Annotated in this window: 18 protein-coding genes; 15 read left to right on the plus strand and 3 right to left on the minus strand. The window is 59.4% G+C overall.

Annotated features, from left to right (window positions below; translation table 11 throughout):
• Window positions 1-96: 96 nt before the first annotated feature.
• The 3 genes from LC354_RS07835 to LC354_RS07845 form a co-directional block, all read right to left on the minus strand.
• The gene (locus tag LC354_RS07835; RefSeq protein WP_223422674.1) at window positions 97-1,362 is read right to left on the minus strand and encodes an ABC transporter permease; all 1,266 of its coding nucleotides are present in this window, start codon (window positions 1,360-1,362) and stop codon (window positions 97-99) included.
• The gene (locus LC354_RS07840; RefSeq protein ID WP_223422676.1) at window positions 1,359-2,165 is read right to left on the minus strand and encodes a taurine ABC transporter ATP-binding protein; all 807 of its coding nucleotides are present in this window, start codon (window positions 2,163-2,165) and stop codon (window positions 1,359-1,361) included. The genes LC354_RS07835 and LC354_RS07840 overlap by 4 nt, the downstream gene beginning before the upstream one ends.
• Before the next feature lie 121 nt (window positions 2,166-2,286).
• On the minus strand, window positions 2,287-3,282 hold the full coding sequence (locus tag LC354_RS07845; RefSeq protein ID WP_223422678.1) for a taurine ABC transporter substrate-binding protein: 996 nt from the start codon (window positions 3,280-3,282) through the stop codon (window positions 2,287-2,289).
• Between the two features lie 396 nt (window positions 3,283-3,678).
• Between LC354_RS07845 and LC354_RS07850 the strand changes: the two genes are divergently transcribed.
• The 15 genes from LC354_RS07850 (at window position 3,679) to LC354_RS07920 (ending at window position 19,117) form a co-directional block, all read left to right on the plus strand.
• A complete protein-coding gene (locus tag LC354_RS07850; RefSeq protein ID WP_223422680.1) occupies window positions 3,679-5,073 on the plus strand; it encodes an aminotransferase family protein in 1,395 nt (464 codons plus the stop codon).
• A gap of 242 nt (window positions 5,074-5,315) precedes the next feature.
• Window positions 5,316-6,362 (plus strand): AI-2E family transporter, encoded by a 1,047-nt coding sequence (locus LC354_RS07855; RefSeq protein WP_223422682.1) that lies wholly within the window; start codon window positions 5,316-5,318, stop codon window positions 6,360-6,362.
• Between the two features lie 564 nt (window positions 6,363-6,926).
• A complete protein-coding gene (locus LC354_RS07860) occupies window positions 6,927-9,209 on the plus strand; it encodes a phage tail sheath C-terminal domain-containing protein (RefSeq protein WP_223422683.1) in 2,283 nt (760 codons plus the stop codon).
• An 18-nt stretch (window positions 9,210-9,227) separates the two neighbouring features.
• The gene (locus LC354_RS07865; protein ID WP_223422685.1) at window positions 9,228-9,740 is read left to right on the plus strand and encodes a phage tail protein; all 513 of its coding nucleotides are present in this window, start codon (window positions 9,228-9,230) and stop codon (window positions 9,738-9,740) included.
• Between the two features lie 53 nt (window positions 9,741-9,793).
• Window positions 9,794-10,456 carry a T4 family baseplate hub assembly chaperone gene (locus LC354_RS07870; RefSeq protein ID WP_223422687.1) on the plus strand — a complete coding sequence of 221 codons (663 nt, stop codon included), beginning with the start codon at window positions 9,794-9,796 and terminating at the stop codon, window positions 10,454-10,456.
• Window positions 10,456-11,208, plus strand: coding sequence for a hypothetical protein (locus LC354_RS07875; RefSeq protein WP_223422689.1), 753 nt, complete (start codon window positions 10,456-10,458; stop codon window positions 11,206-11,208). The genes LC354_RS07870 and LC354_RS07875 overlap by 1 nt, the downstream gene beginning before the upstream one ends.
• Window positions 11,205-12,545, plus strand: a complete 1,341-nt coding sequence (locus LC354_RS07880) for a DUF4255 domain-containing protein (RefSeq protein ID WP_223422690.1) — start codon at window positions 11,205-11,207, stop codon at window positions 12,543-12,545. The genes LC354_RS07875 and LC354_RS07880 overlap by 4 nt, the downstream gene beginning before the upstream one ends.
• On the plus strand, window positions 12,542-14,464 hold the full coding sequence (locus tag LC354_RS07885; RefSeq protein WP_223422692.1) for an ATP-binding protein: 1,923 nt from the start codon (window positions 12,542-12,544) through the stop codon (window positions 14,462-14,464). The genes LC354_RS07880 and LC354_RS07885 overlap by 4 nt, the downstream gene beginning before the upstream one ends.
• Window positions 14,461-14,706 carry a hypothetical protein gene (locus LC354_RS07890; RefSeq protein ID WP_223422694.1) on the plus strand — a complete coding sequence of 82 codons (246 nt, stop codon included), beginning with the start codon at window positions 14,461-14,463 and terminating at the stop codon, window positions 14,704-14,706. Before LC354_RS07885 ends, LC354_RS07890 begins: the two co-directional genes overlap by 4 nt.
• 67 nt (window positions 14,707-14,773) lie before the next feature.
• Window positions 14,774-16,117, plus strand: coding sequence for an eCIS core domain-containing protein (locus LC354_RS07895; RefSeq protein ID WP_223422696.1), 1,344 nt, complete (start codon window positions 14,774-14,776; stop codon window positions 16,115-16,117).
• 16 nt (window positions 16,118-16,133) lie between these two features.
• Window positions 16,134-16,790: a hypothetical protein gene (locus LC354_RS07900; RefSeq protein WP_223422698.1), complete on the plus strand. Its 657-nt coding sequence runs from the start codon at window positions 16,134-16,136 to the stop codon at window positions 16,788-16,790.
• Window positions 16,787-17,149 (plus strand): hypothetical protein, encoded by a 363-nt coding sequence (locus LC354_RS07905; RefSeq protein WP_223422699.1) that lies wholly within the window; start codon window positions 16,787-16,789, stop codon window positions 17,147-17,149. Before LC354_RS07900 ends, LC354_RS07905 begins: the two co-directional genes overlap by 4 nt.
• On the plus strand, window positions 17,146-18,276 hold the full coding sequence (locus LC354_RS07910; RefSeq protein ID WP_223422700.1) for a hypothetical protein: 1,131 nt from the start codon (window positions 17,146-17,148) through the stop codon (window positions 18,274-18,276). The genes LC354_RS07905 and LC354_RS07910 overlap by 4 nt, the downstream gene beginning before the upstream one ends.
• Window positions 18,273-18,782: a phage baseplate assembly protein V gene (locus tag LC354_RS07915; protein ID WP_223422702.1), complete on the plus strand. Its 510-nt coding sequence runs from the start codon at window positions 18,273-18,275 to the stop codon at window positions 18,780-18,782. The genes LC354_RS07910 and LC354_RS07915 overlap by 4 nt, the downstream gene beginning before the upstream one ends.
• A gap of 14 nt (window positions 18,783-18,796) precedes the next feature.
• The gene (locus LC354_RS07920) at window positions 18,797-19,117 is read left to right on the plus strand and encodes a DUF4280 domain-containing protein (protein ID WP_223422703.1); all 321 of its coding nucleotides are present in this window, start codon (window positions 18,797-18,799) and stop codon (window positions 19,115-19,117) included.

A 19,117-nucleotide genomic window follows, 5' to 3' on the forward strand; every position in this document is an offset into this window, starting at 1 on the left:
CAAAGCGCAATCGCGATGCGCCATCCGATTGCCAAAATTGCGTTCAAACGAAAACGGCGCCCGAAGGCGCCGCTTTGCATCCTTGGATTCGGGCGATTAACCCTTGCCTTTCCAGGGCACGAGGATCCGCTCGGCCCAGCGCATCAGCATGTCGATGCCAAAGCCGATGATCCCGATCAGGATAATCCCCATGATGACAATGTCCGTGTTCTGGAACTTGGACGCGACCATGATCATCATACCGGCACCCTGTTCGGCAGCGACCAGTTCAGCCGCAACGACCGTGCCCCAACAGACCCCCATCGCCACCCGCGCACCGGTGAAAATCTCCGGCAGCGAATTGGGCACGATGACGTAACGCATGATCTGGGCTTTGCTGGCCCCCAGCGAATAGGCCGCGTGCACTTTGGATATCTTGACGCCAGACACCCCGGATCGCGCCGCAATGGCCATGATCCAGAGGGCGGCCAGGAAGAGCAGGATGATTTTTCCCGTCTCACCAATGCCCGCCCAGATGATGACCAGCGGGATCAGAGCAAGTGGCGGCACCGGGCGCATGAATTCGACAATCGGATCGAACCAACCGCGGAACCAGTTGCTGAGGCCCATGGCGTAGCCCAGTGGAATACCCACCAACGCACCAAAGAAGAAGCCGACAATGACCCGGAAGAGCGAGAACCCCAGATGCTCCCAGAGGGTCGACCCCCGGAAGCCTTCACTGGCAATCTCGCCGACACGTGTGACGACCGCTTCGGGCGACGGCAACCAGATCGGCTCCATCTGCCAGCCCTTGTTGGGTTGGATGTTCGGCGTGCCCTTGTCCGAGATGGTCACTGTGCCCCAGCCGACATCCACGGTGTCGCCCGGTTGCACGCTGGCGCCGTTGATCTCTACGATTTCAGCGCCTTCGCCACGGCCCAGTTCGTCGTTCCGGTCAACGCGCAACAGGCCTGACCGCCACATGCCAATGGCGATGGAATCGTTCTTGGCCCAGCCGTCGCCGGGGTCAACCTCTGGGGCTTCTGTCGGCGTATCGATCGGATGGACGACGACAGTTACCGTGCCTGTGTCGCGTTCATTCCCGGACTGCACGGTATATTCAAAGGTGCCTGTGCCCTGAAACGGGCCTGGCGCATGCAAGAAACCCGGCAGCAAGGCAGAACCGGTAAACATGCCCCACAAGAAGAAGATCGACAGAATGGAAACAAAGCTGGCCGCCCGACTGGGCTTGACCGCGCTTTCATCCCCAAAGGTGACTGTTTTCAGAGAGCCGTAATCGCTGACCGCGGTGCGGGCTGCGAAAGCTTTGACGGCGAAGAAGGCGACCACGAAAATCGCGACATAAATCAGAAACGGGATCATGATGCGGCCTCCGTGCGGCCCATAATCTCTTCTTCCATATCCCAGATCATGCCCAAAATCTCCTCGCGCCGTACGGCGAACTCCGGGTGTTTCTTGACGATACGCAAATCCTCTCCGACACCCATTTCGGCGAAGGGGAGACGGTATTCCTTGTGAATGCGTCCCGGGCGCGGGGCCATGACCACCAAGCGTTCTCCCAGCAACAGGGCCTCTTCGACCGAATGGGTGATGAGAATGATGGTCTTGCCCGTCTCTTTCCACAATTTCAGAACCAGCGACTGCATCTTTTCGCGGGTCAGCGCGTCAAGCGCGCCCAGCGGCTCATCCATCAGGATCACGTCAGGGTCATTGGCCAGACAGCGGGCCAGGGCCACACGCTGCTGCATCCCACCCGACAATTCATATACGGCCTTTTCCTTGAAGTCCCGCAAACCGACGACATCAAGCAGGTGATCGACGATCTCGGCCTTGTCGTTCTTGGGCATGCCTTTCATCGACGGACCGAAGCCAACGTTTTCGCGGACGCTCATCCATTCGAACAACGCCCCTTGTTGAAAGACCATACCGCGTTCCGCATCAGGGCCGGTGATCTCGTGCCCGTTGAGGATCATCTTGCCGCCGGTCGGGGCCAGAAATCCGGCCACGATGTTCAAAAGGGTGGTCTTGCCGCAGCCCGATGGGCCCAGCACACTCAGCAACTCGCCCGCCTTGAGGTCAAGCGAGACGTCTTGCAACGCCTGAACCGATCCCCCGTTGGGCAGGTCGAAGCGCATCGAAAGGTTTTGGATTGAAAGTCCGGACATAGGTTCCCACCTGTCGTTTTTGGTTGTCTTGGCAAGCGCCGTGCAACCGATAGGGCGGGGTTTACCCCACCTCTGGTGTAAAGTGGCCCGCGCGGATCATACCGCACGGGCCCGTTGTTTTTTACTGGATCGCTGACAGCGGGCCAGTGTTGACCGTACCTGCGTAGCTGTCCAGCGCGCCATCGATGGAGCCGGAGGCCACGAACACGTCCGCGACACCCTTCATGAACGTCTGGGCCGTTCCTCCCAGCCATGCTTCGCTGAGCTGTTCTTCGACACTTGGGAAAACAAAGCCAGCCAGTGTTTCTGCTGTCGCGGCTTCGTCCATACCGGCGTCTTTCGCGATCACGGGCAGCATTTCGGCGGTGTGTTCGCCGCTGTTCCACATGGCGTTTGCTTCTGCGGTGACGGCCAGGAACTGCGACAGCAATGCGCCGTCTTCGGCGATGAAGTTGGCAGGAGCGGTTGTGGCGTCAAACACCAGAATGCCCAATGCCTGTTTTTCCGCACCTGTCAGCAGAATGTTGCCGCTTTCCTTCATCCGGCGCAGCGCACCGCCCCAGCCACATGCCATATCGACAGCACCTTGCGCGAGCGCCGCGGCACCTTCTGCAGGTGCCATGTCAACGATGTCGAGGCTGGCCAGATCGACACCAAAGTGGTTCATCTGGCTCAGGAAGCCGTAATGTGCAGCCGTGCCCAGAGGAACGGCGACTTTCTTGCCCGCCAACTCGCCTGCGGAATTCTTGTCGATCTCCAGGGCAGAGGCCACAACGCAGTTGTCGTTCTCGGAGTAGGATACAGCCACATCGACGATCTGGATATCCTGCCCGGCCGAGGTGGCCACGACGAATGGCGGCACACCCTGGCTGACAGAAATCTGAACGTCGCCCGATGCCATCGCAGCACTCATCGCGGTGCCGGTGTCAAAGCTGACCCAGTTGATCGTGGTGCCATCCATGGCAGCCTCGTACATGCCGGTTTCCTTGGCGTACTGGAACGGCATCGGCCATTCGAGGAAATAACCAACCGTGATTTCCTGTGCCATCGCGCCTTGTGCGCCTGCCAGAACCGCAGTGGCTGCCACTGCACCCATCAGCTTGGATTTGAACGTCATATATAGATACTCCCGTGTTTCGCGCGCAGTCTGAATTGCAGCGCATAAATTGATCATTTCGGGCGGTATGCCGCCTCTCATGGCGCGCGTTTGCCGCGCACTCGCGTGATCCGAGCCGATAATCTGCCCCGGATCAATCTTTATTACCAATAAACGTCACAATTCCGACGTACCGAAGTCAAGCTTTGGAAGTTTGAAATGCAAGACAAAGCTATAATAACAAAGAGAATCATCTGAAAGACAGACCCTCCAGGCACATGGAGCCAACCTATCTGGCTTTATTTACACCATTGATCTGGCCCTATTGTGCTGGCTAGAATTTGATCAAACGTATTCGGCAGAAGGCCAATCGAGTCATATTTCATTGGCACCCCATCACATCGAAAGGTTCACGACATGGACGGCACGTTCACTGAAAACGATATTAGTCGCGTTGTTGAAGCAGACCGCGCAAATGTTTGGCATCACCTGATCCAGCACCAGCCGTTTTTCACCGGTGCCGATCCGAAAATCATTGTCGAAGGCAAGGGCCTGCGTGTCTGGGACCAGAAAGGCATCGAACATATCGATGCGGTGTCGGGCGGTGTGTGGACGGTCAACGTAGGGTATGGCCGCGAATCCATGGGCGACGCGGTGCGCGACGCCGTCGTCAAGATGAACTTTTTCGGCGGCACAGTAGGTTCGATCCCCGGCGCGCTTTTCGCTGAAAAACTGCTGACCAAGATGCCCGGCCTCAGCCGCATCTACTATGCCAACTCCGGTTCCGAGGCGAACGAGAAGGCCTTCAAGATGGTGCGCCAGATCGCGCACAAGAAATATGGCGGCAAGAAACACAAGATCCTCTACCGCGACCGCGACTATCACGGCACCACAATCGCCTGCTTGTCAGCCGGTGGTCAGGATGAACGCAACGCGCAATACGGCCCCTACACACCCGGTTTCGTCCGCGTGCCCCACTGCCTTGAATACCGCAAGCACGAACAAGACGGCGCGCCGGTCGAAAACTACGGTGAGTGGGCCGCCAACCAGATCGAGGAGATTATCCTGCGCGAAGGCCCGGACACCGTGGGCGCGCTCTGCCTCGAACCGGTCACCGCAGGGGGTGGCGTGATCGAAGCCCCCGATGGCTACTGGCCGCGGGTCGCCGAGATCTGCAAGAAATATGACATCCTTTTGCACATCGACGAGGTCGTTTGTGGCGTGGGCCGCACCGGGGCTTGGTTCGGCTACCAGCATTACGGCATCCAGCCGGACATGGTGACAATGGCCAAGGGCGTCGCGTCAGGCTACGCTGCAATCTCGTGCCTTGCCACGACCGAGGCCGTCTTTGACCTGTTCAAGGACGATGCCAGCGATAAAATGAACTACTTCCGCGATATTTCGACCTTTGGCGGGTGCACGGCGGGGCCAGCGGCGGCGCTCGAGAACATGCGAATCATCGAGGACGAGAACCTGCTCGAAAACACAACGCTGATGGGCGAATACATGCTCGACCAGTTGCGTGCGCTCAAGGACAAGCATGAAGTGATCGGCGATGTGCGCGGCAAGGGTCTGTTCCTCGGCGCCGAACTGGTTGCCGACCGCGACAGCCGCGACCCCGCCGAAGAGAAGAAAGTGCAAGCAGTCGTAGGCCACTGCATGAAACAGGCGGTGATCATCGGCGCGACCAACCGGTCGTTGCCCGGCAAGAACAACACGCTGTGTTTCTCGCCCGCACTGATCGCGACCAAGGACGACATCAACCAGATCATCAACGCAGTCGACAAGGCGCTGACAGAGGTATTCGGATAAACAAAAACCAGTCAGTGGTTAACGGTATTGAGGCCCCGCACCGCTGCGGGGCCTTTTTTGTGCAGTTTCAGGCGCCACCAAACCCGCTTACGCTCTGCCGCGACAACAGACTTGAATGTCGGTTGTTGCCAGTTGCATCAGTTTGATTGATCTGTGTGCGCAACCTCAATACACAGGTTTCAATGGACGACGTGCTTTTTGGCGCTTAACCCGTCCTCGTCAGGCTGGAGCCCGTTACCTGCATGAAAGATGCGCCACTGCTGAACTTCGCGCTCGCCATTTTCCTCATGGTTTCAGTTGGCTGGTTACTTTTCGTGGGGCGGCCCATCATCCTTCCGATCGTGGCCGCGATAATCGCAGTCTACGTTCTGGTGTCGGCGTCTCACGCGATACATCGCCAACGATTTATGAGCGTTGTGCCTTTGGCCCTGATCAAGCTCTTTCTGGCGATCATTTTTGGCACCACTTTCATTTTGTTCGCGGCCCTGGCAGCTGCCACCGTGCGGGAAATCGCATCGGTGGCACCAATCTACGAAGCGAATATCGACGCTTTTCTGATCGGCATCGCCGAGAAGTATGAACTGGATCAAGAGGAGCTTTGGCGACACTTACGGGCCGTCACAATCGATGCTTTCGACCTGCGTGTTGTGCTGCTTGGGCTGCTTGGCGGATTCACGAATGTCGGCGCGATGGTCTTTCTGATCGTGATATACTCCGCCTTTTTACTGGGCGAACGATCTGGCTTCCAAGTCAAACTCCAGGCGGCCTTCCCGAACGAAGAACAAGCAAATAAAGCCATCGAACTGATTGGCAAAATGAACAGCAGAGTCGGGGATTACCTTGCCGCGAAAACGCTGTTGAACATCCTGCTTGGACTCGTCTCCTTTGTCATGTTGTGGGCGCATGGCGTCGATTTTGCCTTTTTCTGGGCCGTGGTTATCGGACTGCTCAATTACATTCCTTACGTAGGTTCGTATCTCGGCGTCTTTTTTCCTGTTGTCTTGTCCTTTGCACAATTCGTGTCGTTGCCGCTTACCCTGTCGCTGGGGGCTTTTCTGATTGTGACCCAGTTTCTTGTCGGGAGCGTGATCGAACCGCGATTCATCGGTCGCCAGGTCAACCTGAGTCCAGTCGTCGTGCTTGGCGCTTTGTCTGTCTGGACCGCGCTTTGGGGTATTCCGGGGGCCATCCTTGCCGTTCCGATGACTGCGGTTCTTGCCATCGTTCTCGCAAGTTTCGAATCCACGAAATTTTTGGCAATTCTGTTGTCGGATCAAGTGGATACCTAAGCACGTCCACATTGGATTATCCTGCATTGAAACGCGGTGCAAAGACGCACGGACAAGCGCGCCCCCGTGCAATGTCAGGGTCGCTTCTCTCCAGCTGAGACCATGGCCCATCTGACACACATCCGTGTGGTTCGGAATCTTTTCTCCGCCCTTGTTTGGTCATTTTCGTGCCAAAATCATGCGCTTCGCCTTACACGCTCTTGGCGAAAACCCGCACATGTTCCGTCAAAAAAATCGGGACCAGCCTTGACTCGAATCGCACGATGGCCAACCCTTGCTTGTATATAGGTTTAAGTTTTTCCAATAAATTAGAGTGGCTTAGCTGCTCTACAGCTAGGTAATTTGTCATGAGCGGCACCCAAGACGCGTGCGGATTTTGTGGGGCAGCAACCGGGGCAGTAACACGGTCGGCCAAAGCAGTCATAATCCTGTACTCGTTTCCAAGTAGCAGCCTCACACACGTCGCCTTTCCATAATGCATCTTTCACCGGAGAGACTGCTTTCGATCTCTCCGGGGCTGGTATCTGCGCACTGGGCGCATCTCATCCATAAGGAGCTCTGATCATGCCCGTTTCCGTCTCCTACCCGGGGGTCTATATCCAAGAAATACCCAGCGGCGCGCGCGCGATTGCCGGTGTTCCCACATCGATCGGTGCGTTCGTTGGCTACACGTCGCGCGGACCGGTGGACGAAGCCCGACAAATCTTCAACTACGGAGACTTCGAACGCACCTTTGGCGGTCTGCATGTGGACAGCGATCTGTCCTATGCGGTGAATCATTTCTTTCTGAATGGCGGCGGAACCTGCTGGATCGTCCGGGTGGCCGAAAACGCCTTGGCGGCTTCCGTCGGTCTCGAGACAGTTGCGGGAGCCGTGACGCTGACCGTCACCGCCTCCAGTGAGGGCATTTGGGGCAATAACCTGATGCTCAACGTCGACTACGCGACGGCGGACCCGGTCAACACTTTCAACCTGTCGATCACAGAGTTGGGCGAGCGCAACGGGCGGCTTGTTCCCCTGCGCAGTGAAACCCACCGAAACCTGTCTATGAATGACAGAGCGGCGACATACGCACGGGAAGTCGTCAACGCAGCATCGGACCTGGTGGAGTTGACCGATGCCAACCTGCCCGGCACCGAGAACGCCACGGCGACAAGCTCGGTCACCCTCACCCCGGGAGATGTCACCGGCCTGACCGAAGACACACGGCGGCTGAACGTCTCTGTGGATGGGGGACCGGTGACAGAAATCCGGCTGTTCGACGGGGCCAACGAACTGGTTGATGTCGATGCTCTGGGCGGGCGCATAGAGACTTTGATCAACGCGCTGGACGGTGTCGCGGGCGTGACCCATACCAACGACGCTGGTGTTCTCACCTTTGTGTCGGGAACGTCCGGGCGGCGATCGTCCATTTCCTTCCGCAATGCTGCCAGCCAGAATGCGGCGGCTCTGTTGGGCCTTGGCGTCATCAATGGGGGGCGCGAAGTCGCAGGGGCGCAGGAAACCCGGCCCGCTGCATCCGGCACGACAGGCGGACGGATCGACGATTTCGCCGCCGTCACCATCAGCGACAATGATCCGGTCAACGTGCAGCTTGTTGATCTGGACGCCGCAGGGGCGGTCGTGGGAACACCTGTTGAAACATTGGCAATCCCACTGACCCCTGTTCCGACGTCTTTGGGTCAGGCGCGTGCGCAAATTCAGGCCGGGCTTGCCGGAAGCGGTATTGCCGCATTTGCGGGGGCACGGGTGAATGTGATCGATGATGCGCTTGTGGTTACCCCCAGCGATGCGGTCCCCAGCCTGGGGTTCACTTTTAGCGGCGCCGGAGCAGATGCATTGAACCTCTCTGCAGCCGATGTCGATTTCGTCAACATCGCGGCCTATCAACCGGGCATCGGGCAAAGCAAGGCGGCGCAAGCCGCAGGGACAGGCGGCAGTGATGGCATTCCGCCAACTTCCGCGGCCTTCTATACTGGCAACAGGGTGGCCAAAACCGGGCTTTACGCGTTGGAAGACGCAGATAACATCAACATCATGGCATTCCCCGGGAACAGCGACATCGCGGTTCTGAGCACGGCCATCGCCTATGCCGAAGAACGCCGGTCCATGATCATCGTCGATATTGATCCCCTGATCGACTCCCTTGACGAAGCGCGGGATTGGGCGACGGATGCGGCCAACTCCTCTGTCAAAAGCACCAACTCGGTTGCCTATTTCCCGCGCGTACGATTGGCTGACCCTTTGCAAAACGGGCGGCTCAGGTCCTTTCCAAACTCCGGCTTGATGGCCGGGGTCTGGGCCCGAACGGACAATCAGCGCGGGATATGGAAAGCCCCGGCAGGCATCGAAACAAGCCTGAACGGCGTGCAGGCTCTCGACTACGTGTTGTCCGATCCCGAAAATGGGGTGCTGAACCCGCTGGGCCTGAACTGCCTGCGCTCGTTCCCGGTCTACGGCACCGTCAGTTGGGGGGCGCGCACCTTGGTCGGGGCCGATGCCCGCGCCAGCGAGTGGAAATATATACCGGTGCGGCGGGTCGCCCTTTATATCGAGGAAAGCCTCTATCGCGGCACCCAATTCGCGGTGTTCGAACCCAATGACGAACCGCTTTGGTCGCAAATCCGGCTGGCTGTCGGCTCGTTCATGAACGGGCTGTTCCGCCAGGGTGCCTTTCAGGGCGCGTCGCCGAAGGATGCCTATTTCGTCAAGTGCGACGCGACAACGACAACGCAGGCCGATATCGATTTGGGCATCGTGAATATTCAGGTGGGTTTTGCACCGCTCAAACCCGCAGAATTCGTCGTCATTTCAATCCAGCAAATCGCGGATCAAAGCCCAACCTAGGGAGAGGAGCGTCAAGACATGGCTCAATTCAGTGTAAATGCGCAACGCTTTGACCCGTACAAGAATTTCAAATTCCGGGTCCGTTGGGACGGCAAATTTGTTGCGGGCATTTCCAAGGTTGGATCGCTCAAGCGGATAACCGAGGTGGTCGAACACCGCGTCGGCGGGGATCCGTCGACAGGCCGCAAATCCCCCGGTCGCTCCAAATACGAACCCATCATGCTTGAGCGTGGGGTGACCCATGACCTCGAATTCGAGCAATGGGCCAACAAGGTCTGGAATTACGGGACAGGGTTGGGCGCCGAGAGCTCTCTGGCTGATTTCCGCAAGGACATCATCATCGAGATGTACAACGAGGCCGGGCAGCTTGCGATTGCCTATCAGGTCTTTCGCTGCTGGGTCTCTGAATTTCAGGCGCTGCCCGAATTGGACGCCAATGCAAACGCGATCGCGATCCAATCAATCAAACTGGAAAACGAAGGCTGGATTTGTGACACGGATGTCAACGAACCCGCAGAACCGACGCTGTAATGCGCCAGAGAACGCGCCGCATCTAACGTGCAGCGCAGGACGAGGACAAGGACATGCGCTATCAGTTGGCGACATCCGGCATCCTTGCGGCGTGGGAAACCGGTGCCGCACGGCAGCCGCTTGACCGGGCTCTGGCCATCTTGTGGGCCGCCGGAGCTGCGCAGGATTGCGACCCTGCCGATCTGCCTCTTGCCGAGCGTGACGCCAGATTGCTCGCGATCCGCGCCAACAGTTTCGGTGCCGTCATGCCCGCGCGTGCAACGTGTCCGGAATGCAAAGCGGAAATGGCGATGGACCTGAACGCGAATGATCTCGCAAACGCGCTGGCGCAGGGCAATTGGCAGGAAACCGATCCTCGGCCGCTGACCAGCCGCGACCTTGCCGCCGTGGCCGAATTGCAAGGTGACGCCGTGTTCGAGACGCTGCGCGCGCGGCTTGGCATCGATGCGGTCAACAGGGATGACATCGGTCAACAGACCGAGGACCTTGCCGCCGCAGCCGAGCTTTCCACACAGATCACATGCGCCGAGTGCGCCAACGACTGGACCGAAACGCTCGATGTTGCCGCGCATATCTGGGCCGATATCAGCACGGCCACGCACAGGCTGTTGGGCGAAGTGGCAGACCTTGCCGCCGCCTTTGGGTGGTCCGAGGCGGATATCCTATCCCTGAGCCCGGCCCGCCGTGCCCTCTATCTTGAACGGGTGCGCAGCTGATGGCGGGCGCGTTTCAACGATTGATTGCGCGCGCAACCGGCGCGCCAACGACGGGGCTTCGCCCGCAACTGCCCTCGCTGTTTGAAACGTCTGGCGGGCATGTCGGATTTGAGGAAATCCAGCAAGATACGCCGGTACGATCACCTGCGACAGCCCAATCGCAGCCTTCCGTTGCTCCATCCGATCCGGCATCCATGCCTCAAGCCATGATCAATTCGGAGCCCGGCGCCGTTGCAGCCAAAGCTCCGGCCGCAGCCCCTGATCCCCGTGAAGCACAGACGTCCGCGCCCCAAAGCAGGAGCCTGCCAGCACAATCAAAACAGCAGCACCCCCTGCAGGACCACGTTCAACCTGCTCCGCTGTTGTCGAAACACAGTCCAAATACAGCCAGAACAACGACAAGGTCTGCGGTGACCAGCCCTCCACTCAAGACAGAGGCGGATCAAGGGGCAGATCGTCCGCACACGGACACCCCCTTCGAGGCGACACCCCCGCCGCCGCCCCTTTTGGAGACGACCACGCACGATGCAACCGGCAACGTAGAAACACGTGAGGCGCCGACAGCTCCCTACCGGGCGGCTGCGTCAAATGCGGCCGCGCAAACCGAAGCGGCAGCACCGGAGATTACCATCCATATCGGACAGCTTGATGTCCGCACTGAACAGCCCCAGACGATTGCGCCGCAACGCCCTGCCCCCAGAACCCGCAACTTGCCGTCACTTTCTGATTACCTTCGGGGGCGCGGATCATGAGCAACGTGCTGGCCATCGCCGCAGTGACGCAGCTTTTGAAGGATCTGCTCAACGACACGCTGGTCAATGGTGACGTGTCGCAGGTGCTGGGGGCGGACTTCACCGTGACAGCTCTGCCCCCGGATCGCATCGTCAGCGACAGCAATGAACAACCCGCACAGCTGAACCTGTTTCTTTACCGTTTGTCGCAAAACCAGGCCTACCGGAACACCGATCTGCCGACTCGCGACGCTGCCGGACGGATCACGCAACGCCCGCGTCTGGCTCTGGATCTCCATTACATGCTGACGGCGGTTGCCGGTGAAGAACTGCATGCGGAAATCCTGCTGGGCTATGCGATGCAGATGTTCCACGAAACGGCGATTTTCGGCCGCGACAGGATCCGCGCGGCACTTGAGCTTGCGGCGATTGACGACATCCTTCCGGCCGCGTTCGATACGCTCCGCGCCTCTGAGCTTGCGGATCAGATCGAAGTGATCAAGGTTACGCCCCGGACCCTCTCAATGGACGATATGTCCAAGCTTTTCACGGCATTTCAGGCCAGCTATCGCACGACAGTTGCCTATGACGTTTCCCTTGTCCTGATCGAGCGCGAGATCCCGGTACGTCCAACCCTGCCGGTCCTGTCGCGCGGCGGTTTGCGCGACCCTGCCACTGGCCGCGATCCCGGCGTCTCTGTACGTCCCGACGTCATGACCTCCGTGCCCACGATCAGTGGCATCCGGTCTGTGGACGACCATCCCGTCATGCGCCTTGGTGGACAGATCGAGATCACCGGTTTCAAGCTCGACGGTGGCCCCGGAACCGAGGTGATCGTGCGCTTCACGGAACCGGGCAGCACGCGGACACTGGAGATGGCGCCTATGTCCCCTTCCGCGCCAACCCGCTTGCTGGTCACGCTTCCGGGCATTGCCCCGCTCGCCCCTGGAAATCCGGCAATCGGGACAGTCCTTGATCCGGCCAGTTGGCGGATCGGGGCCTATGCTGTCGACGTCACCGTGCGCCAGGCTGACGGCCGCGCACAGGTCTCAAACGGATTGCCGCTGGCCTTGGCTCCGGCCACAACGCCGTCTGTGCTTGCCGCACCGCCTGACGTTAACATCACGATGACCTGTGCGCCACCTATCCGACCCGGTCAAACAGTCGCGATCCTTGCAGGACAGGAAATGCAAGTGCTGTCCTCGCCGGCTGCCCCGGAAACGGAAGTCACCGCGACCATTGCCGGTCTTACCTCTGGTTCGGACGTTCCGGTGCGCTTGCGCGTTGATGGCATCGACAGCCCGGTCATCGATCTGAGCACGACGCCGCCCCGTCTGGAAACGGTGACGGTACCATGACAACGCATTTCGAAAACACACACGGGATGACTGTCCCGCAACCCCGCGAAGGGTTGGATGCGCTGCTTTTGCAAGTGACGGCGCGGCTTGAGGCGCTGGCAGGCGACCAGCGCCTGACGGCCTTTGACACGTCCGAAACATCCGCATTGCCCCGGCTCTGCAAGATCTTTGGGCTGAGCGACGCAGAAGCCGAATTGCTTGTCCTTGCCGTCGGGTGCGAGCTGAGCGACACGCTCGCGCAACAGGTCACCGCGATCACAGGTTCACCCGGTGTTGGGGTGGCCATCGCGCTCCGGCTCTTTGGCAGAGACGTCTGGGACATGCTTTGCCCCGAGGCACCGTTACGACACTGGCACCTGATCGACCTGACAGGCCAAGGTCCGTTGCGTCAGCGCGAGATACGCGTAGATGAACGGATCGTGCAGGCCCTGCTTGGAAACACCTATATTGACGCGCGGCTGACCGGGTTGCTCGAACGGATCGGATTTGACGAACTGGCGACGCCGTCGGCGTCATTCGGCACCGTAATCGAGACCATTTCCCGGAGTTGGTCAAACAGCGATCCGCTTCCCGTCATCCTGCTCGGCGGCAAGGACAGGCGGTCACAGCGCGGCGTCGCAGCCGAGGTTGCCTCAGAATTTGGACTGGATCTTTTCCGCCTGCATGCACGTGACATCCCCACTGACTGGAGCCAGAGCAAGTCACTTGCGCTCTTTGTTGACCGCGAGTTGGCGCTGTCCGGCGCCGCGCTGATCATTGAAACCTCACCGGATGATGTATCCAAGGCTGCGGCATTGGCCGATCGTCTGACCGGGCCAACCATTATCATCGCGGACGACCCGCCACTGACAGACCGTACACCGCGGCTGCGACTTGATCTCGCGCCCCACACAATCGGGTCCCAGCGGGACATTTGGCGCATGGCGCTTGGCCGGAAAACCGCTGACAGGCTCGGCCCCGCCGTCGATGCTCTGGCCGGGCAGTTTTCGCTGGATCCCGCCTCTATCAATTCCTCTGTTGCGATGGTCGGCACTCCTGATCCGAACATGACGACACATGATCTTGGCGCAGCGCTCTGGCACGCGGCGCGGCTTCAGGGGCGCCGCGCCCTGAACGGCCTCGCCGACCGCGTAGAAAGCGCTGCCGAATGGCAAGACCTGATCTTGCCAGACAGCCTGATATCGGCTCTGAAAGACGTCGCGGCCCAAGTGCGGGATGCATGGCGTGTGAACAATGACTGGGGCTGGGCCGACAAGAGCCCCCGAGGATTGGGAACGGCCGCCCTGTTTGCAGGCCCCTCGGGGACCGGAAAGACGCTCGCCGCCGAAGTGTTGGCCAATGACCTGTCCCTTGACCTCTACCGCGTCGATCTCAGCCAGATCATCAGCAAATATATTGGCGAGACGGAAAAGAACCTGTCGCGCATCTTTGCGGCAGCAGAAGATGGGGGCGCGGTATTGCTTTTTGACGAGGCGGACGCGCTTTTCGGAAAACGATCCGAAGTCAAGGACAGCCATGACCGATACGCCAATGTCGAGGTCAGCTACCTTTTGCAAAAAATGGAGTCCTATCGCGGGCTCGCCATCCTGACGACGAACCAGAAATCGGCGCTGGACACCGCGTTCCTGCGTCGCTTGCGTTACGTTCTGACATTTCCATTTCCCGACACTGGCGCACGGGCAGATATCTGGCGACGTATATTTCCAAACGAGACACCCCTTGAGGCGTTGGATTACGACGCCCTCGCGGGGCTGTCCATTTCGGGTGGTTCGATCAGATCCATCGCTCTCAATGCATCCTACCTTGCTGCCGGCTCCCATGGCCCTGTCACCATGGCCCATATCCGACGCGCCACTTTCCGCGAATACGCCAAGCTCGGAAAGCCGGTTACGGCCATCGAAAAAGGATCATTCTCATGACGCAGAAAAACCCAAACGTCACCGTACGGATCGACCGGATAACTTCGGATCAACCCGGCCTTGAAAGCGCTGCATTGCAAGCGGCCCTGCTGGACGAAGTGCGCCGGGTTCTGGCGACACAAGGGGCATCGGCTTTTGGAAATGGCGGTCACCATTCACAAAAACAAGCGACCCTTTCCGAAGGCAGCGGCGCGCTTCACACGCGTATCGCCGCCGCGACGATAAAGGCGGTGTCGTCATGAACATGTCACCTGCCCGCCCGCGCCGCCCATTGCCAAACGTCGGTGCAAAAAGGGGTCGAGCGAACCAATGAAATCCGCAACGCATATATCCGACACGGCAACGCCAACGGTTGCAGCGCCCTCCAGGAACGCCGCTTTCGGGCCAGACATGAATGTCCGGCTTGGCAGTGTGAACGACGCGCACGAACGCGAGGCCGACGCCGTCGCGGACCATATTGTTTCCAGCCAAAGGACCCCTGAGAGCGCCGGTGCGCAAAGCGATCAGCTTCCGCGTGGGCTGGTCGACACCATCCAGATGAAACCCGACATCATCCAACGCGAATCCGATGAGCAGGAAGAAGAAGAGCTTTTGCAGGCCAAACCCTCCGGACCGGGCCTGATATCGGCTGGAACCAATGCCGCTGCTGCCGCTGTTTCGACCGGAGGCCAGCCAATGAGCCAATCCGAACGCAGTTACTTTGAACCGCGCTTTGGTCGCGACCTGTCGCAGGTGCGTCTGCACACCGGCAAGGGCGCGGCACAGGCCGCCAGAGGGATCGGGGCACGCGCGTACACATTGCGCAACCACATCGCTTTTGGGGCGGGGCAATATCAACCCTCCACCCATGAAGGCCGTCGCCTGATGGCGCATGAATTGACCCACACCCTGCAACAAGGTCATGGCCAGACACTGCGCCGCTCGGTCGAGTTGCGCCCGCCGGGGCGGGGCGAGGCAAGCGCGTTCGACCGGGCCCAGGAATTGGTGGACAGGCTGAACGCCCAGTCTCCTGCCATCAGCTACACGCTGAACGGTCGGGTCCTCGAATATATTGTCGTCGATGAACCGCAACTTCAGGATTTTGACCGACGGATGATCTCTTTCATCGACGGCCCGCAAACGCTGCCACTGCGACTGATCAACAGTTCGGGCCGGGTGGGCGGTGCCAACCTGTTCATAGACAGTTTCATCACGGGCTACATGGATCTGGACGACATGATGGCCAGCGATGACGTCAGCTTCCGGATGAACATGATCCACATCCTGACAGAGCGGAATGAGGTGCCCGATTACGCCAGCAAGATCGGCACGAATATGGGTGGGTTCGACCGGGCACACCGCTTGGGTAATGAAGCCGAAGCGGATCACCTCAAGGCCGTGGTCGGCGATCCTACGATCCGTTTCATCTATGAGGAAACACGGTCAAACGGCACCACCGTTTTCGGCTTCAGGAGCGACGAAGGCTATCGGATCTTTCACATTTTCCGAGGCGCGAATTCGGCGACCCGAGGTGGCATTCTCTTGGTGCGTACCGCAGATGGCCGTCGCATCACACTCGAAGCATTCCTGGCAGAACGGGCTGCCGCTGCCGCAACAGCGGCGGGTGCGGCGGCAGCAGGCGCTGTGGCAGGCACCGCGGGATCGATACAATGATCAAGGAAGACAGACGATGACCGGATTCCCCAACTCTCCGCGGCTCATTCGATCCGGGCTGGTGCTTGTCTCGCCGCAAAGCGGCGCGGTCGATCGTATCATATCATTGCCATATGCGCCTGAAACCCTCACGCGCCAGATCGAAGCACAAACCGTACAGGACGAACCGAACCGGTCACAGCCTTTGCGCCTGACGGGCCCCGCTGTCGAGACCATCAAGTTCGATGCCGTCATCGATGCAACCGATCAGCTCGAATTCCCGGACAAGAACGCAAACGCGACGTCGGCGGGTATTTTTCCCACTTTGTCCGCACTGGAAACGATGCTCTACCCCACGACTGCGCAGTTGGAACAGCAAAACGCGCAGGCGTCAGCGGGTACATTTTCGATCGCTCCTGCGCAAACCCCGCTCGCGCTGTTCGTCTGGAGCGCGCACCGCATCATGCCCGTCCGCCTGACCTCGCTCAAAATCAGCGAAGAGTTTTTTGACGCGAATCTCAACCCAGTCCGGGCCAAGGTTTCCGTCTCCTTGCGGGTGCTGTCGGTTGACGATCTTGGCTTCAATCATCGCGGCAGCGGGCTCTTCATGGCGTATCTTCAGGCCAAGGAACAACTTGCCGCAAAAGCCATCGGTGGGGGGCTTGAAACCCTTGGTGCAGGAGGGCTCGCATGAAAAACCCCATTCAGGCCATGTTCGAAGCAGGGATCGTCGATACAACCGATTTCGCCCCCGACAGCCGTTATTTCGGGCTGCCCCGGCGCACATTCACCGCCCCCGATGGGCGGCAGGTCCCTTACGTCTCCCGCCGCTTTGTCCCGCCACCCGAAAGCTTTGCCACCTTGTCGTTTCGCACCGTGGCCGAAGGCGAGCGACTGGATCAGATCGCCGCCCAAACAACGGGCAATGCGGAAGCGTTCTGGATGCATTGCGACGCCAATCGCGCCATCTGGCCCGAAGACCTGGAAGATACTGGAACGCAATTGCGCCTCACCTTGCCCCAGGGCGTCCCCGGCCCCGAGGAAGACATATGATCAAGGGCATCGACATAACCCTGATGGTCGGTCCGGGTGTCCCGATCCCGGTGCCACGGATCGTCGTGGATGCCATCCAATCGGTGAGCGTCGAGGAAAATTCGGGCGCTGTTCAATCGGGCTTTGACATTACCTTCGCGCTGGAAAAGGACTCGCCGCTCAATACCCTGTTCTTGCTGGCCGGGGGTGGCGCTTTGCCAATCCTGCGGGTGGCCCTTGTGGCGACGATTGGCGGACAGGCGCATTCACTGATCAACGGTGTTGTCACCAAGACCGATCTGAGCCCCGGTGCGGGCGGGGAACCCGGAACCTTGTCGGTCAAGGGCAAGGACCTGACAGCAACAATGGCCGCCGTGGATTTTTCCGGACTGATCCCCTACCCCGCCATGCCACCCTTTGCCCGTGTGAACCTGATCCTGGCGAAATACGCGTGGCTGGGTGTCATCCCACAAGTGATCCCTAGCCTTGAAAGCCCGCCTTTGCCGACCGAAAAGATACCACGCCACCAAGATACCGATCTGGACTATATTCGGATGCTCGCAGATGAGGCCGGCTACACGTTCTTTATGAAACCGGGACCTGCACCCGCGACATCCATTGCCTATTGGGGGCCGGAAATCCGGATCGGGTCTGTTGCACCAGCGCTGACCATAGACAGCGGCTTTGCGACGAATTGCGAGGCACTCAGTTTTTCCTTCAACAAGGAAGAAGTCGAAATTCCGGTCGTCTATATCCACAATGCGCTGACCAAAGCACCGATCCCCATTCCGATCCCGTCTTCGGTGCCGTTCAGCCCGCCACTTGGGTTGGTACCGCCGTTGCCACCCAAGATCACACGTCTGCGCGGCACCGCACGCTTGAACCCCGCCGAAGCACTGGTGCGCGGCTTTGCCCGCGCTGCGCAAAAGGGTGACGCAATCCGGGGAAGCGGAACAATTGATGTATTGAGATACGGAAGCGTATTGCGCGCACGCGGGCTGGTTGGCGTGCGCGGCAGCGGTCAGGCCTTTGACGGCGTTCACTACATCGACAGCGTCAGCCACCAGATCGAACGCGGCAGCTACAAACAAAGCTTCACATTGAAAAGGAGCGGGCTCTTGCCAGCCCGTGCATCGGTGCCCGCATGACCGAAACATACCTTGGCAAATATCGCGGCACGGTGGTCAACAACGTCGATCCGATGAACACCGGGCGCATCCAGGCCATCGTGCCGGATGTCAGTCAGATTGCGCTGACAAGCTGGTGCATGCCCTGTTTTCCGATGGCAGGAATTCAAACAGGCAGCATCGCGGTGCCGCCCATCGGCGCAGGCGTCTGGATCGAGTTTGAACGTGGCGACCCGGATTATCCCATCTGGACCGGCTGCTTTTTTGGCTCTGCCGCAGAAATTCCGGCCCTGCATCTGCAAACCCCACCCGGTGTCAGTGCGATCACGATGCAGACGACGCTGCAAAACGGGATCACGATCACCGACCTGCCGGGCCCAACCGGCGGCATCGTTCTGAAAACCGCGACGGGCGCGTCGCTTATCGTCAACGACACCGGCATCTACATCCAGAACGGGCGGGGCGCTTCGATTGTCATGGCGGGCCCGACCATCACCGTCAACAATGGTGCGCTCACCGTGATCTGAGGAGGATAAACTGTATGACAGGCCCGATCTTGCACCTTGGCGCGACCGTCACCTGTTCTCATGGCGGCCAGGCCATTCCGACGGCGCCATCCGCACGCGTATTGCTGAACGGGTTGCCCGCCGTCACGCAGGCATCGCCTTGGACGGTCGCGGCTTGCCCCTTTGTGCCACCTGCCGGAAATGGCCCCTGTCTGACGGCAAATTTCATCGTGGCCGCGACGCGGGTACTGATCGAAGGCCAGCCTGCCGTTCTGCAATCCTCGGTGTCGATCTGCGCGCCGACCAGTACGCCACTGATCCCCGTGCAGGCCCAGACACGTGTGGTCGGGATGTGA

This window comes from Tateyamaria pelophila, assembly GCF_019966495.1.
Lineage (GTDB): Bacteria > Pseudomonadota > Alphaproteobacteria > Rhodobacterales > Rhodobacteraceae > Tateyamaria > Tateyamaria pelophila.

Excerpts from the sequence above, each read along its gene's own strand:
- LC354_RS07890 (WP_223422694.1), top strand. The coding sequence starts at position 14,461 with ATGACGCAGAAAAACCCAAACGTCACCGTACGGATCGACCGGATAACT.
- LC354_RS07865 (WP_223422685.1), top strand. The coding sequence starts at position 9,228 with ATGGCTCAATTCAGTGTAAATGCGCAACGCTTTGACCCGTACAAGAAT.
- LC354_RS07870 (WP_223422687.1), top strand. The coding sequence starts at position 9,794 with ATGCGCTATCAGTTGGCGACATCCGGCATCCTTGCGGCGTGGGAAACC.
- LC354_RS07860 (WP_223422683.1), top strand. The coding sequence starts at position 6,927 with ATGCCCGTTTCCGTCTCCTACCCGGGGGTCTATATCCAAGAAATACCC.
- LC354_RS07910 (WP_223422700.1), top strand. The coding sequence starts at position 17,146 with ATGATCAAGGGCATCGACATAACCCTGATGGTCGGTCCGGGTGTCCCG.
- LC354_RS07895 (WP_223422696.1), top strand. The coding sequence starts at position 14,774 with ATGAAATCCGCAACGCATATATCCGACACGGCAACGCCAACGGTTGCA.
- LC354_RS07845 (WP_223422678.1), bottom strand. The coding sequence starts at position 3,282 with ATGACGTTCAAATCCAAGCTGATGGGTGCAGTGGCAGCCACTGCGGTT.
- LC354_RS07900 (WP_223422698.1), top strand. The coding sequence starts at position 16,134 with ATGACCGGATTCCCCAACTCTCCGCGGCTCATTCGATCCGGGCTGGTG.
- LC354_RS07885 (WP_223422692.1), top strand. The coding sequence starts at position 12,542 with ATGACAACGCATTTCGAAAACACACACGGGATGACTGTCCCGCAACCC.
- LC354_RS07920 (WP_223422703.1), top strand. The coding sequence starts at position 18,797 with ATGACAGGCCCGATCTTGCACCTTGGCGCGACCGTCACCTGTTCTCAT.
- LC354_RS07840 (WP_223422676.1), bottom strand. The coding sequence starts at position 2,165 with ATGTCCGGACTTTCAATCCAAAACCTTTCGATGCGCTTCGACCTGCCC.
- LC354_RS07880 (WP_223422690.1), top strand. The coding sequence starts at position 11,205 with ATGAGCAACGTGCTGGCCATCGCCGCAGTGACGCAGCTTTTGAAGGAT.
- LC354_RS07835 (WP_223422674.1), bottom strand. The coding sequence starts at position 1,362 with ATGATCCCGTTTCTGATTTATGTCGCGATTTTCGTGGTCGCCTTCTTC.
- LC354_RS07855 (WP_223422682.1), top strand. The coding sequence starts at position 5,316 with ATGAAAGATGCGCCACTGCTGAACTTCGCGCTCGCCATTTTCCTCATG.
- LC354_RS07875 (WP_223422689.1), top strand. The coding sequence starts at position 10,456 with ATGGCGGGCGCGTTTCAACGATTGATTGCGCGCGCAACCGGCGCGCCA.
- LC354_RS07905 (WP_223422699.1), top strand. The coding sequence starts at position 16,787 with ATGAAAAACCCCATTCAGGCCATGTTCGAAGCAGGGATCGTCGATACA.
- LC354_RS07915 (WP_223422702.1), top strand. The coding sequence starts at position 18,273 with ATGACCGAAACATACCTTGGCAAATATCGCGGCACGGTGGTCAACAAC.
- LC354_RS07850 (WP_223422680.1), top strand. The coding sequence starts at position 3,679 with ATGGACGGCACGTTCACTGAAAACGATATTAGTCGCGTTGTTGAAGCA.